Annotated in this window: 13 protein-coding genes; 9 read left to right on the top strand and 4 right to left on the bottom strand. The window is 71.8% G+C overall.

Annotated features, from left to right (window positions below; translation table 11 throughout):
• The first annotated feature begins 355 nt into the window (after window positions 1-355).
• From AC0699_RS14080 to AC0699_RS14070, 3 genes are all read left to right on the top strand, one after another.
• Window positions 356-3,073 (top strand): FG-GAP-like repeat-containing protein, encoded by a 2,718-nt coding sequence (locus AC0699_RS14080; RefSeq protein ID WP_478659601.1) that lies wholly within the window; start codon window positions 356-358, stop codon window positions 3,071-3,073.
• A 210-nt stretch (window positions 3,074-3,283) separates the two neighbouring features.
• Entirely contained in the window at window positions 3,284-4,270 is a 987-nt protein-coding gene (locus AC0699_RS14075; RefSeq protein WP_478659599.1) for an aldo/keto reductase, read from the top strand.
• A 49-nt stretch (window positions 4,271-4,319) separates the two neighbouring features.
• Window positions 4,320-5,411: an SDR family NAD(P)-dependent oxidoreductase gene (locus AC0699_RS14070; RefSeq protein WP_478659598.1), complete on the top strand. Its 1,092-nt coding sequence runs from the start codon at window positions 4,320-4,322 to the stop codon at window positions 5,409-5,411.
• Here AC0699_RS14070 and AC0699_RS14065 read toward each other — a convergent pair.
• Window positions 5,390-5,767 carry a DUF488 domain-containing protein gene (locus AC0699_RS14065; protein WP_478659596.1) on the bottom strand — a complete coding sequence of 126 codons (378 nt, stop codon included), beginning with the start codon at window positions 5,765-5,767 and terminating at the stop codon, window positions 5,390-5,392. The genes AC0699_RS14070 and AC0699_RS14065 overlap by 22 nt on opposite strands.
• Before the next feature lie 119 nt (window positions 5,768-5,886).
• Between AC0699_RS14065 and AC0699_RS14060 the strand changes: the two genes are divergently transcribed.
• The gene (locus AC0699_RS14060; protein WP_478659594.1) at window positions 5,887-6,876 is read left to right on the top strand and encodes an SPFH domain-containing protein; all 990 of its coding nucleotides are present in this window, start codon (window positions 5,887-5,889) and stop codon (window positions 6,874-6,876) included.
• Window positions 6,873-7,820, top strand: coding sequence for a hypothetical protein (locus AC0699_RS14055; protein WP_478659592.1), 948 nt, complete (start codon window positions 6,873-6,875; stop codon window positions 7,818-7,820). Before AC0699_RS14060 ends, AC0699_RS14055 begins: the two co-directional genes overlap by 4 nt.
• A 77-nt stretch (window positions 7,821-7,897) precedes the next feature.
• On the opposite strand, the gene AC0699_RS14050 is transcribed toward AC0699_RS14055, so the two are convergent.
• Window positions 7,898-8,122, bottom strand: a complete 225-nt coding sequence (locus AC0699_RS14050) for an acyl-CoA carboxylase subunit epsilon (RefSeq protein ID WP_478659590.1) — start codon at window positions 8,120-8,122, stop codon at window positions 7,898-7,900.
• A 7-nt stretch (window positions 8,123-8,129) separates the two neighbouring features.
• Window positions 8,130-9,476: a cytochrome P450 gene (locus tag AC0699_RS14045; RefSeq protein WP_478659588.1), complete on the bottom strand. Its 1,347-nt coding sequence runs from the start codon at window positions 9,474-9,476 to the stop codon at window positions 8,130-8,132.
• A 223-nt stretch (window positions 9,477-9,699) separates the two neighbouring features.
• On the opposite strand from AC0699_RS14045, the gene AC0699_RS14040 reads away from it, so the two are divergent.
• The 3 genes from AC0699_RS14040 to AC0699_RS14030 are packed head-to-tail and all read left to right on the top strand — an operon-like array spanning window position 9,700 to window position 12,632.
• Window positions 9,700-10,788 (top strand): type III polyketide synthase, encoded by a 1,089-nt coding sequence (locus AC0699_RS14040; protein ID WP_478659586.1) that lies wholly within the window; start codon window positions 9,700-9,702, stop codon window positions 10,786-10,788.
• A gap of 21 nt (window positions 10,789-10,809) precedes the next feature.
• Entirely contained in the window at window positions 10,810-12,075 is a 1,266-nt protein-coding gene (locus tag AC0699_RS14035; protein ID WP_478659949.1) for a cytochrome P450, read from the top strand.
• A complete protein-coding gene (locus AC0699_RS14030) occupies window positions 12,072-12,632 on the top strand; it encodes a cupin domain-containing protein (protein ID WP_478659946.1) in 561 nt (186 codons plus the stop codon). The genes AC0699_RS14035 and AC0699_RS14030 overlap by 4 nt, the downstream gene beginning before the upstream one ends.
• Here AC0699_RS14030 and AC0699_RS14025 read toward each other — a convergent pair.
• On the bottom strand, window positions 12,607-12,861 hold the full coding sequence (locus tag AC0699_RS14025; protein ID WP_478659584.1) for a hypothetical protein: 255 nt from the start codon (window positions 12,859-12,861) through the stop codon (window positions 12,607-12,609). The two genes, AC0699_RS14030 and AC0699_RS14025, sit on opposite strands and share 26 nt — an antisense overlap.
• A gap of 150 nt (window positions 12,862-13,011) precedes the next feature.
• Between AC0699_RS14025 and AC0699_RS14020 the strand changes: the two genes are divergently transcribed.
• On the top strand, window positions 13,012-13,737 hold the full coding sequence (locus AC0699_RS14020; RefSeq protein ID WP_478659582.1) for a DJ-1/PfpI family protein: 726 nt from the start codon (window positions 13,012-13,014) through the stop codon (window positions 13,735-13,737).
• Window positions 13,738-13,903: the final 166 nt, after the last annotated feature.

Raw genomic sequence — 13,903 nt, 5'->3', positions numbered from 1 at the left:
CGAAAAAAAGGCCCTTGACCCCCGACAACCCCCCCCCCTCCTAAGCGCACACGGGGCCCCCCCCCGGCTGCCGCGTGCGGTGCGCCGACCGCCCACGGCGCGGCCCCGGTCGTCCATGACGTCGAGCGCCTCACGTACCGCTGCCCGTCGGTGAGCCGGTGCCACGGGCGCCCGTACAGCCCTTCACCCCTCCCCATGTGAACCCGGTCACACAGCACCGCTGGGCCGTGATGTTTCGCCCTCCGGGATCGCTGCACAGTACAAGCGCTCCCGTGACGGGTGCGTCTCCAGTGGACTCTTCTGAGGGGTGGGGCATTTGAGCCCGCGTACGTCGCACGCGTACCGACCGTTGAGCATGAAACGCCGGGCATGGCTGACCATCGGGGCCGTGGTCCTCGGCGGGGCGGGCGTGGTCACCGTGGCGACGGCCAATCCGTCCGATCCGCCGAGCAGGCCCCCGCTGCACGAGCGGGCGGCGAAGCTCCGTACTCTCGCGCTCGCCGGCGGCGGAGCCACCGAGCGGGAGTTGCCCGCCACCGAAGCCGAGCCGTTCTCGCTGGTCGGTATCGGCTGGGACGGGGACACGGCCGAGGTCACGGGCACGGCGCGGGTCCGTACGCGCAGTGCTGCGACGGGCAAGTGGTCCGGCTGGCAGGCCGTGGAATTCGACGCGCACCGGCCGGACGGCACGGAAGGCAACGGACGGGGTGCCTCCGAGCCCCTGTGGGTCGGCCCTTCGACCGCCGTACAGGTGCGCGTGGAGGCCAGGAAGGCACTGCCCAAGGGCCTGAAGCTGCACATGGTGGACCCCGGTGTCAGCAAGGCCGAGGCCAAGAACCCCGCCGCGCCGGCCGCGGGCCTGAGCTCGCCCACGCCCGCCATGGACAACGCGGCGTTCGCCGTGGAGGAGACCCCCTCCCCTGCGGCGACGGACACCGTGGTCCCCACGGACAGCGCCGCCCCGAGCGACACGCCGAGTGAGACCGCCGCCCCGACGGACACCGTCGCGCCGACCGGCACCGAGACGGCCACGCCCACCGGGACCCCGTCCGACACCGGCACGCCGACCCCCACCCCGACCAAGCCGGCCGCGCTGCCGTCGACGGTCAGGCAGCCCCCGGTCATCAGCCGCGCCGCGTGGGGCGCCGACGAGTCGCTCGTCGACGACCCGGCCGAGTACATCGAGAAGATCCAGGCGGTCTTCATCCACCACACCGTCGGCAGCAACAACTACAGCTGCGCCGAGTCGGCGGCCCTGGTCCGCGGCATCATGACGTACCACATCCAGAGCGAGGGCTGGAACGACCTCGGCTACAACTTCCTGGTCGACAAGTGCGGCCGGATCTTCGAGGGCCGCGGCGGCGGCATCGACCTGCCCGTCAAGGGCGCGCACACCTACGGCTTCAACAGCTACTCCACCGCCATCGCCTTCCTCGGCGACTTCGAGGGCGACCCGGCGACCGGCAAGCCCGCCGGCCAGCCGTCGAAGGCCGCCCTGCAGTCGGCGGCCCGGGTCGCGGCGTGGAAGCTCGGCCAGTACGGCGGCAACCCGAAGGGCACCGTCACCCTGACCGCGCAGGGCGACACGGGCAAGTACACGACGGGCCAGCAGGCCACGATGAGCGTCATCTCCGGACACCGTGACGCGTTCGCCACCGCCTGCCCCGGCAAGAACCTGTACGCCAAGCTCTCCTCGATCCGGAACTTCGCCGCCGGCGCCGGCCGCGGCTCCGCGATCCCGACGGCCGACTACAACCGGGACGGCATCACCGACCTGGTCGCCGGTCTGCCGAAGACGGCGAACGGCGCGGGCCGGGTGACGGTCCTGCCGGGCACCACCGACGGGCCGAGCACGACGGTGCGGCAGTCCATCGACCAGAACAGCACGGGCGTGCCCGGTGCATCGGAGGACGGCGACCAGTTCGGCACCACCTCCGCCTGGGGCGACTTCAACGGTGACGGCCACGCCGACCTGGTCGTCGGCACGCCGGGCGAGGACGACGAGTCCGGCCACACCGACACCGGCTCGGTGACCGTTCTGAACGGCCCGGGGCTGAACTCCGGCGTCAGCTACATGACCTCGCCCGCCTACCGGGTGACCGGTGACAAGCTCGGCACCGCCGTCACCACCGGCGACTTCAACGCCGACGGCACCGCGGACGTCCTGTCGGTCGCCCCCGGCAAGCCGGGCCGCTGGTGGGTGTTCGAGTCCAAGAACTCCACCTACGCGACGAAGGCCGGCTGGCTGAGCGACACCGCGAACACCTCGGTGGTGTCCTTCGCCTCCGCCACGAGCGGCGATTTCAACAACGACGGCTACGCCGACGCGGCGATCACCTACCGTGACTCCGCGGGCGTCGGCCGACTGGTCGCGCTCAAGGGCTCGGCCACCGGTCTGCAGCGGGTCGGCGTCCTCTACCCGCGCGGCGGCCGCTCACTCGCCGCCGGCGACATCAACGGCGACGGATACGACGACCTGGTCATCGGCCAGCCGACCGCCGCCGAGTCCGGTCACACCGCCGCCGGCGGCGCGGTCGCCACGGTGCTCGGCTCCGCCACCGGACTGACCACGACCGGACGGCAGACCTTCCAGCAGAACACCACCGGCATCCCCGACACGGACGAGTCCGGTGACTCCATGGGTGCCTCGGTCTCCATCGGTGACGTCAACCTCGACGGGTACGGCGACGTCCTCACCGGCCTGCCCGGCGAGGACCTCACCCTGGGCGGCGTCAACCAGTCCAACACCGGCCAGGTGCTTCTGATCCGCGGCTCCGCCACCGGCATGACAGCCACCGGAGCGGTCGTCTACCACCAGGACACCACCGGCATCCCCGGTACGGCCGAGCCCAACGACCGGCTCGGTTCCGCGGTGTCGCTGACCGATCTGTCCGGCTACTCCCGGGCGGATCTGGCGCTCGGCGCGGACGGCGAGGACGCGAACAACGGCGTGATCCTCCAGCTCGACAACAGCGGCACGTCCGGTGTCGTGCCGTCGTCGGGCGTCTACTACGACACGACGCTCCTGGGCGCGCCCGCGGGCATCGGGATCGGCCGGCTGATCACCCCGTAGACCCGCCCCGCGGAGCGCAGCGCTTCGCGGGCCGGCAGCGGCCGGGGCCCCAGGAGGAGGGGGCCCCGGCCGTTCTTCGTGAACACCCTCTCGGGCGGCCCGACTTGACGTGTGCACACACCGGAGGGACTTGACTTGGAGCGCACTCGAAGATCCATGCTCCGTGTCGTCGATGACACGCGCTGACACGCGCTCACGAGGGGAATCCGCATGCGCTACCGCACGATCGGCCAGGACCCGGAGACCCGGCGGGAGGTGAGCGTGCTCAGCCTCGGCGCCATGCGGTTCGGCACGGTGACCGACGAGGCCACGTCGTTCGCGATTCTCGACCGGTACGCCGAGGCCGGCGGCACGTTCATCGACACGTCGAACAACTACGCGTTCTGGGTCAACGGCACTCAGGGCGGTGAGAGCGAGGAACTCCTCGGCCGGTGGATCCGCAGCCGCGGGAGCGCCGACGGGATCACGATCGCCACCAAGCTCGGGGCCCGGCCCAACTCGCCCACCAGCACCTTCACCCGCGACATCGAGGGACTGTCGGCCGCGGCCGTCCGTGAGTCCGCCGAACGCAGCCGCGAGCGGCTCGGCGTGGACCGGCTGGACCTGCTGTACGCGCACGTGGAGGACCGGGACGTACCGGTGCGCGAGACGGTGGAGGCGTTCGCGGAGCTGGTCGCCGAGGGCACGGTGGGGCTGCTCGGCGTGAGCAACCACTGGGCGTGGCGGGTGGAGCGGGCGCGGTCCCTGGCCGCGTCGGCGGGGCTGCCCGGCTACGAAGTCCTCCAGTACCACCACACCTATCTGCGCCGCCGTACCGACCTGCCGACGCTGCGCTCGCCGGACGGGGAGCTGGGCGTCGTCGCGGGAGACCTGCTGAGCTATGTCCGCGCGGAGCCCTCGCTCGCGCTGGTCGCCTACTCCCCGCTGCTCGGCGGCACTTACGTCCGTGACGACAAGCCCCTCGACCCGGGTCTCGACCACGCGGGCACTCCCGCCCGCCTCGAAGCCCTGCGGGCCGTGTCCAAGGAGACCGGCGCGACGCCGAACCAGGTCGTCCTGTCCTGGCTGATCGGCGGCGAGATTCCGGTGATCCCGCTGGTCGGCGCGTCGTCGGTGGCCCAGCTGGACGAGAGCCTGGCCGCGGTGGACCTGGACCTGACGGCGGACCAGCGCGCCCGGCTCGACGAGGCGCACTGACGGACGCGTCGTTTGCCCTGGAGTGCCCTCCAATGCGTAGCGTCGAAGCATGACCACTGCACAGCACAGGATCGGCTCGGGCTTCGGTGCCCGGAGCACCACACAGGACGTTCTGCACGGGATCGACCTCACCGGACAGCTCGCGATCGTCACGGGCGGCTATTCGGGTCTCGGGCTGGAGACGACACGGGCGCTGGCCGGCGCCGGCGCCCGTGTCGTCGTACCCGCACGACGGCGCCCGGCCGCCGAGGAGGCGGTCGCGGGCATCGACGGTGTGGAGATCGACGAACTGGACCTCACCGATCCGCACAGCGTCCGCGATTTCGCCGAGCGCTTCCTCGCCTCGGGCCGCAGCGTCGACATGATGATCAACAATGCCGGTGTCATGGCCAGCCCCGAGACGCGCGTCGGACCGGGCTGGGAAGGGCAGTTCGCTACCAACCACCTCGGCCACTACGCGCTCGTCAACCGGCTCTGGCCGGCGATCGCGCGCGGCGGCGGGCGCGTCGTCTCGGTGTCCTCACGGGGCCATCAGCTCTCGGACATCCGCTGGGACGACCTGCAGTTCGAGCACGGCTACGACAAGTGGCAGGCGTACGGCCAGGCGAAGACGGCCAATGTGCTGTTCGCCGTACACCTCGATGCGCTCGGCAAGGACGCCGGAGTCCGGGCGTTCGCCGTCCACCCCGGCGAGATCATGACCGAGCTCGTGCGTCACCTCGCCACGGAGGAGATGGTCGCCGCCGGCTGGATCGACGAGGACGGCAAGCCGCTGAGCCCCTCGTTCAAGACACCCGAGCAGGGTGCGGCGACACAGGTCTGGGCGGCCACCTCCCCGCAGCTGGCCGGCATGGGCGGCGTCTACTGCGAGGACTGCGACATCGCGGAGACGACCACCGGGGGTACGGGCGAGCTCACCAGCGGTGTACGTGCCTACGCGACGGACCCGGAGCACGCCGCGCGCCTGTGGAGGCTCTCGGCCGGGCTCACCGGAGTCGACTGGCCGGTGTGCCGGCTCGCCTCCTCGTACGCCGGGGTGCCGGCCACGGCGCGCACGCTGACGCAGGAGCTGAGCGAGGAGGAGCGGGCCCTGGTGTTCGCCGGGACCGCCGACCGTGTCTACGGATTCGCCGACGGCTGACCGGCCTGTTCCAGGAGGGCGACGAGGGTCGGGACATGACTGCCCTCGATGCTCTTCACCGAGGTGACGAGGGTGACCGGCCCGCCGCGGGCGAGGCCGAGCAGGTGGTCCAGGGCCTCCGCCGCCGGCCCCTGTTCCAGCTCCTGCCGGTAGCGGGCGTCGAACTCCTCGTAGCGCGATGAGTCCTTGTGGTACCAGTTCCGCAACTCGTTGGACGGAGCGACCTCCTTGAGCCACTCGTCGACGGCCGCCCGCTCCTTGGAGACTCCTCTGGGCCAGAGCCGGTCGACGAGGACGCGCGTACCGTCGTCCGGTTCCGGCTCGTCGTAGACCCTGCGCACGGTGATGGTGACCATGCCGTCAGCCTGATGCGGACCGCCGTGCGGCGCAAGCGCGGCGACTCCTCATTTCGTCGTATTGACGATAAGCGGCCCCATCCAATATCGTCGCAGTGACGAAAACAGGGGGTTGCCTCATGGCCGACATCACCAGGCGCTTCGGATGGCGCCATCTCCGCTCCGCTCCCACCGCCCATGTCCGCCACCACCGGCGCGGCCGGCTCGCCCATGACGGACCCGGCCTCAGCTTCTGGTTCCGCGCCCTGTCCGCCGCGCTCTCCGAAGTGCCGGTCGACGACCGGGAGCTGGCCATGACGTTCCACGCCCGGACGGCCGACTTCCAGGACGTCTCGGTGCAGGCGACCGTGACGTACCGGATCAGTGAACCGGCCACCGCCGCCGCCCGGCTGGACTTCTCCGTCGATCCCGACACCGGCGTCTGGCGCGGCGTCCCGCTGGAGCAGATCTCCACCCTGCTCACCGAGACCGCCCAGCAGCACGCGCTCGACGTCCTGGCCCGTACGCCGCTGTCGGCGGCCCTGGTCGACGGCGTCGCCGCGGTACGGGAGCGGATCTCCGGCGGGCTGGGCGAGGAGCCGCGACTGGCCGCCACGGGGATCGAGGTGGTGGCCGTACGCGTGATCGCCCTGCGGCCCGAGCCCGAGGTCGAGCGGGCCCTGCGCACCCCCGCGCGCGAGCAGATCCAGCAGGAGGCCGACCGCGCGACCTACGAACGGCGGGCCGTCGCCGTCGAACGCGAGCGCGCCATCGCCGAGAACGAGCTCGCCAGCAGGATCGAACTGGCCCGCAGGGAAGAGCAGTTGGTCGAGCAGAAGGGCACCAACGCCCGGCGCGAGGCCGAGGAGAGCGCCGCGGCCGACGCCGTACGCGCGCAGGCGGAAGCCGCCCGCCAGGTACGGCTGGCCGAGGCCGAGGCGACGGCGGCACGCGAGGTCGGAAAGGCGCGGGCCGAAGCACAGGCGGCCTGGCTGCGTGTGCACGCCGAGGTGGACCCGGCGACCCTGCACGCACTGGCCGTGACCCGGCTCGCCGAGAACCTGCCGCGCGTGGACAGCGTCACCCTCTCGCCCGATGTCCTCACCGGGCTCCTCGCGAGGCTGGGATGAGTCTCGCCCCGCGTGCGGTGCTCGTGCACCGCACCACCGAGTACGAGGAGCTGCTCGCCCGGCACGGCACCCATGGCCAGGCCGAGTTCTTCCTGTCCTCACGCGGCCGGAGCATCCGGGAGGTGGCGGAGCGGCACCACCGCGCGCGGCGGGTGCTCGCGGACGTCGCAGCGGCGGTGCCGGTGCAGTGGCGGCAGGCCCGGGCGGAGCGCGGCGACCTCGACCGTTTTCTCTTCGCGCCCGAGGACGTGGTGGTCGTGGTGGGCCAGGACGGGCTCGTCGCCAACACCGCGAAGTACCTCTCGGGCCAGCCGGTCGTGGGGATCGACACCGACCCCGGCCGGGGCCTCGGTGTCCTCGTACGGCACCGGGCGACGGACGCGGCCCGGCTGCTGCGGGCCGCGGTCGGCCGCGGCGCCGCGGCCGACGAACTCACCATGGTGGAGGCCGTCGCCGACGACACCCAGCGGCTGCTCGCGCTCAACGAGATCTACCTCGGCCGGCCCGGCCACCAGACGTCCCGCTACCGGCTGGGCATCGACGGGCCGGCCGGTCCGGCACCACCGACCGGTCGGGGCCCCGGCCCCGACGACGACCCGGACGGCGCCGAAGCCCAGGCGTCCTCGGGCGTCCTGGTCGGCACCGGGACCGGGGCGACCGGCTGGCTGCGCTCGCTGTGGCAGGAGCGCGGCGGCCGGCAGCCACTGCCCGCCCCGGCCGATCCCCGGCTGATCTGGTTCGTACGGGAGGCCTGGCCCTCCCCCGCCACCGGCACCTCGCTGGTGGAGGGGGTCCTCTCCGGTACGCAGCGGCTCCGGCTCACCGTCGAGTCCGACCGGCTGGTCGCGTTCGGCGACGGAATGGAGTCCGACGCACTGGATCTGACCTGGGGCCAGACCGTCCGGGTGGGCGTGTCCGGCACGTCGCTGCGTCTGCTCGTCTGACGTCCGTGGCGGGAGCGGGGAACACTCCGGCCCTGTCCGGCCGATCAGGTCTTAGTGCCTGTCCGGCCGATCAGGCCCTAGTAGCGGGACCCGGGGTCGAACGCCATGGCCGTTCTGTCCCGCGCCCGCCACGAGCCGCTCGGCTGGAACCCGCCTCCCCACGCCCGGTCCCAGTGCGCCCTGCGGCGTCGGGCCCCGCGCGCGGCGGCGGTCTCACTGCGGGAGGCGAGGGCCGTCAGCACCGCCATCAGCGCCGCCAGCTCCACGTGGTCGGGCGAACCGTGCATGATCCGTATATCCATCAGAGCCTCACCAACGGACCGGGAGGGTCTTGGGGCCTCGGATCAACCCGCCCTCCTGCCATTCCAGCCGCTCGGGCGGCACCGCGAGCTCGAGCCGGGGGTACCGGTCCAGCAGTGTCGCGAGCATGATTTCGGACTCCATCCGGGCCAGCATCGAGCCGACGCAGTGGTGCGGTCCGAACCCGAACGAGAGATGGGCGACGGGCCCACGGTCGAAGTCGAGCGTGTGCGGGTCGCGGAAGACCGCCGGGTCGCGGTTCGCGGCGAGGTACGAGGAGTAGACGGGCTCGCCCGCTCTGATGCGGACGCCGCCGATCTCCAGGTCCTCGGTCGCGATCCGCGGCAGCCCCACACCGTTGCGGTGCGGGATGTACCGCAGCAGCTCGTCGACGGCCTGTGGCAGCAGTCCGCGCTCGGTGCGCAGCCGCGCCATGTGCTCCGGACGGGTGAGAAGCGCGTAGACCATGTTTGCGCTGTTGTTGCGCACCGCGTGCGCGCCGCTCACCAGGATCGCCGTTGCCAGCGAGACCGCCTCGTCGTCGTTGATCTCACCGGTCTCGACGGCGGCCACGAGCACGCCGGCCAGGTCGTCGCGCGGCTCGGCACGTCGTTTGCCGAGGAGTCCGACGACGACGTCACGGACCGTGTTCTTCGCCGCCTTGCTCCGGCTGGGCGCCGGGGCCGGGGTCATGATCACGTTCGCCCAGAAGGTCATGTCCGACCGCTCGTCCTGCGGCACCCCCAGCAGGTCGCAGACGACGGAGAGCGGGAACGGCCCGTGCAGATGCTCCATCAGATCCGCGGGGGACCCCCGCCGTTCCATGGTGTCCAGCAGGGCGTCCGCGGTCCGCTGGGCCATGGGCCGCAAACGCTGCATGCTCGCGCCGGTGAAAGCCCGCGCCACCACGCGGCGCATCGTGTTGAGGTGCGGCGGGTCCGCGTAGTTGAGGGCCGCGTGCTTCGCCGCGATGGCGTGCGGGGAGCCGCTCGTCACCGACCGTTCCGCCAGGGCCTTCCGGCTGAGCCGGGGGTCCGAAGAGGCGAGTCTGACGTCCTCGTACCGTGTCACCAGCCAGGCACTGCCCTCGCCGAACGGGAGCCGGATACGCGCCACCGGCTCGTCGCGCAGAAGCGTGGTCAGGAACGGGTCGAAGTCCAGGGCCGGGAAGTCCTCCAGGGCCCAGTGGTGGACCGTCCGCTCCTCCCCCGGGCCGGCACCGGTCACGGGGCAGCCCCGGGCGCCGGTACCTGGGCCGGTGTCTGCACCGGTACCGGCGCCGGTATCGGCACCGGCCAGGGAGCCGGTGCCGGGTCCCCTTCCGGGCGCGGCCTCCGTCTTGAGTTCTGGCCTCATCGACTTCATCTCCCGGTTTGTGATCGCGCTGGCGTGCGGATCACGTGCACTGCGCTCGTACGGCCCCCGCCAGGAACACATCCCTTCCCGATTGCACGGACATCGGCTCGAACACGCCCGCGCATCACCCGTTCGGTGCAACTGGGAAGGGGTTGCCCGGCGCGCGCGACGGCGTGTCGTCCCTGATCATTTTGGAGGAACGCGAGAGGAAGGGCGGCATGTCATGGCCACTCTGTGCAAACCCGCGGTGTCCGTGCCCGAGCACGTGATCACCATGGAGCAGACCCTTGATCTGGCGCGGTCCGTTCACGCGGATCACCCGCAACTGGAGCTGGCGCTGCGCCTGATCCGGAACACGGGGGTGGAGAAGCGGCATCTGCTGCGACCGATCGAGGAAACGCTGCAGCACCCCGGGTTCGAAGAGCGCAACGCCGTCTACGAGGCGGAAGCCAAGGCGCGTGTGCCTGCCGTCATCCGACAGGCACTGGCAGACGCAGAACTCGCCACGACAGATATCGACGCGATCATTTTCGTGTCCTGCACGGGCTTCATGATGCCGTCACTGACGGCATGGCTGATCAATACGATGGAATTCCGCACCGACGTCCGGCAGGTGCCGATCGCCCAGCTCGGATGCGCGGCCGGCGGTGCCGCGATCAACCGGGCGCACGACTTCTGCACCGCCTATCCCGAGGCGAACGCCCTCATCGTGGCGTGCGAGTTCTGCTCGCTGTGCTACCAGCCGGCCGATGTGAACGTCGGCAACCTGCTCTCCAACGGTCTGTTCGGCGACGGACTGGCAGCGGCGGTGGTACGCGGCAGGGGCGGCCACGGCGTCGAACTGGAGCGCAACGGCTCGTATCTGGTCCCGCACACCGAGGACTGGATCGCGTACGACATCCGCGCCACAGGCTTCCACTTCAAGCTGGACAAGCGGGTGCCCGGCACGATGGAACCACTCGCTCCGGCCCTCAAGGAGCTGGCTGCGGACCACGGCTGGGACGCCACCTCGCTGGACTTCTACATCATCCACGCGGGCGGGCCGCGGATCCTGGACGACCTGAGCATGTTCCTCGGAGTGGAGCCCGAGGCCTTCCGGTTCAGCCGGGCCACGCTCACCGAGTACGGCAACATCGCGAGCGCCGTCGTCCTGGACGCACTGCACCGGCTCTTCGAGGAGGGCTCCACGGAGCACGCGGCGCGCGGCATCCTCGCCGGCTTCGGGCCCGGCATCACCGCGGAGATGTCGCTGGGCAGCTGGACCGTCCCCGACGGGCTCCTCACCGTCCCCGCGCGCGCGGGGAGGAGCTGAACCACCATGCGGAGCATGACCATGATCACCACCTCGACCAGCGCGACCAGCACGACCGCCGGTGCGGCCACAGTCAAGGCCACGGCCACGGCCGACCCGCGCCCGCCGGTGCGTTTCTGGCCGGTCCAGGACCTGTCCGGTGTGGAGTTCGATCCCGTGCTCGCCGAGCTGATGCAGGACGGTCCGGTGACCCGTATCAAGCTCCCCAACGGCACGGGCTGGGCCTGGCTGGTGTCCGGATACGACGAGGTGCGGATGGTGGCGAACGATCCGCGCTTCAGCCGCAAGGCGGTCGTCGGCAACGATGTCACCCGGCTCGCCCCGCACTTCATCCCGGTCGACGGAGCGGTCGGCTTCGAGGATCCGCCCGATCACACCCGGCTGCGCCGGGCCGTCGCGGCCGCGTTCACGACGCGGGGCGTGGAACGGCTGCGCGGGCAGGCGCAGAAGCTGCTCGACGAACTGGTCGACGGTGTCCTGCGCGACGGCCCGCCCGCCGACCTCACGGAGCGGATCCTCGCCCCGTTCCCGCTGGCCGTCGTCTGCGAGCTGATGGGCGTGCCCGCACCGGACCGCCCGAAGATGCACGAGTGGACCGTGCTCATTCTCTCCTCGTCCCAGGGCGTGGAGCGCAGCGAGCGGGCGAAGAGGGGGATGTGCGCGTACTTCGCCGAACTGCTGCGCAGGCGCCGGGGCACGGGCGGCGACGATGTGATCGGGGTGCTCGGGACGGCCGTGGCGGAGCGCGAGATCACCGAGTCGGAGGCGGTCGGCCTCGCACTGCTCATCCAGCTCGGCGGCGAGGCGGTCACCAACAACACCGGCAACATGGTCTACATCCTCCTCACCCGTCCGGAGTATCAGGCCCGGCTGCGTGCCGAGCCCGCGCTGCGGCCCTCGGCCATCGACGAGCTGCTGCGCTACATCCCGCACCGCAACGGCGTCGGGCTGACCCGGATCGCGACGGAGGACGTGACCGTCGCCGGGCACGACGTCAAGGCGGGTGAGGCCGTCTATGTCTCGTACCTGGCGGCCAACCGCGACCCGGACGTCTTCCCCGACCCGGAGGAGATCGTGCTCGACCGAAGCCCGAACCCGCATGTGGCGTTCGGATACGGACCGCACTACTGCGTGGGCGGCTTGCTCGCCCGGCTGGAGACCGAACTGCTCGTCTCCGCCCTGCTGGACCGATTCCCCGAGCTTCGTCCCGCCGTCCCGCTCGATGATCTCCGGTGGCGCCCGGGCGCGCTCATACGGGGGCCCGAGGGATTGCCGGTGACGTGGTGACCGCCCACATCAGCGCGCCGCCCGTCGCCCTCGCCCGGCCGCCCGAGGGGCTGCTCGTGCCGAGCGGCGAGGGACGGAAGCTGCACTCGGCGGCCCATGAGGTGACGTTCAAGGTCACCGGCGAGCATTCACGCGCGGCGTCCAGCTTCGAGGTGGTGGTACCACCCGGGTTCGACGTCGGTGCCCATGTGCACACGCGCAGCGAAGAGCTCTTCTACGTGCTCGAAGGCGAGCTGGAGGTACTCGCCTTCGAGCCCCGGGTGCGCACGCGTGACGACTGGCGCCACTGGGAGTCCCTCACGGGCCGGCGCGCCGTCGCTGCCGGCCCGGGCACGGTCATCGTCGTACCGCCGGGCTGTCCGCACGCGTTCGCCAACCGCACGGACGAGCCGGCGAAGATGTTCTTCCAGGCAGCCCCGCCACCGGACCACGAGCGGTACTTCGAGGAACTCCAGGAGATCCTCAACTCGGGCGGTCCGCTGGATCATGCGGCGATCATCGAGCTCCGGGCCCGCTACGACATCGAACAACTCACGCCCCTGCGGCACGACGCGTGACACCCGCGGTGTGAAGGTCCCTCACCAGACCGAACAACTCCGCCTCGTTTCCCGCGAAGCCCGCGTCCGCGAGGGCCCGGTCCGCCTCCGCCATGGGGGCGGTGAGCACGAGGGGTGGCGGGGCCGCACCGGGGGGTTCGGTGAGTGCGGCGCGGACCGCGCCCAGCAGACGCACATACGCCTGCGCTGCGGCTCGTTCGCGCGACGTCATCATCGTGGCGACACTCATCGGTCGGCCTCTCCTCTCGGATGGATACAGCGGCACACCGTCCACCCTGCCCCATGCCACTGACAACGGACCTCGGGAACCTCCGCCCCCTCCGGTCCGACGTCCTGGTCGGCACGTCGTTCCGGAGGCACTCGACAGTTGTGGAGGCGGATGATGAATCGCAGAGGGATGCTCAGGTCGGCGGCGGCCGGGTCCGGTGTCGCGGCCGTGCTGGGCGCGGGGACCTCGGGGGCGTACGGGGCCACGCCGGGCCGCCGCCGCAACCGGCCGCTGCGCGTGCACATCGTCGTGTTCGACGGGGCCGAGGAGCTGGACTTCATCGGCCCGCTGGAGGTCCTGTGCCTCGCACAGAGAATGGGCCTGCCCCTCACCACCACCCTGGTGACCGGTGGAGAACCCGGCCGGATCACGGGCACGTTCGGCACGGACATCGCCGCTCCGGGCGCATGGGACCCCGGGGCGGCGGATGTGATCATGGTGCCGGGCGGCGGTTTCACACGCAAGGACGGGCCCGGCATCTGGCCCGAGATCAGGAAGGACGTGCTGACCCGCGAGCTGAAGCGCGCGGTACGGCCCGGACTCACCCTCGTCGGCATCTGCACCGGAGTGGTCGTCCTGCACGCCGCCGGGCTCGTCAACGACCGGCCCTGCACGACCCATCACGGTGCCAAGCAGTATCTGAAGGACCTGGGCGCCGATGTGCGCGACGCGCGCGTGGTGGACGACGGCGATCTGGTGTGCGCGGGCGGCATCAGCTCCGGTATCGACGGTGCGCTGTGGCTTCTCGAGCGCGAGTTCGGTGCCGAGGCGGCCGGCCGCACCGAGACGGTCCTGGAGTTCGAGCGCCGCGGCACGGTGCTGCGCACCCGCGCCTGAGCCCCGGGGGGGGGGGGGGGGGGGGGGGGGGGGGGGGGGGGGGGGGGGGGGGGGGGGGGGGGGGGGGGGGGGGGGGAGGGGGGGGGGGGGGGGGGGGGGTGGGGGGGGGGGGGGGGGGGGGGGGTGGGGCGGGGGGGGGGGGGGGCGGCCGCAGTGCACGGGCGGC

This window comes from Streptomyces sp. NPDC043870 (assembly GCF_056435785.1).
The sequence above is the reverse complement of the archived record's forward strand: the minus strand, read 5'-3'. Positions and strand labels throughout refer to the sequence as shown.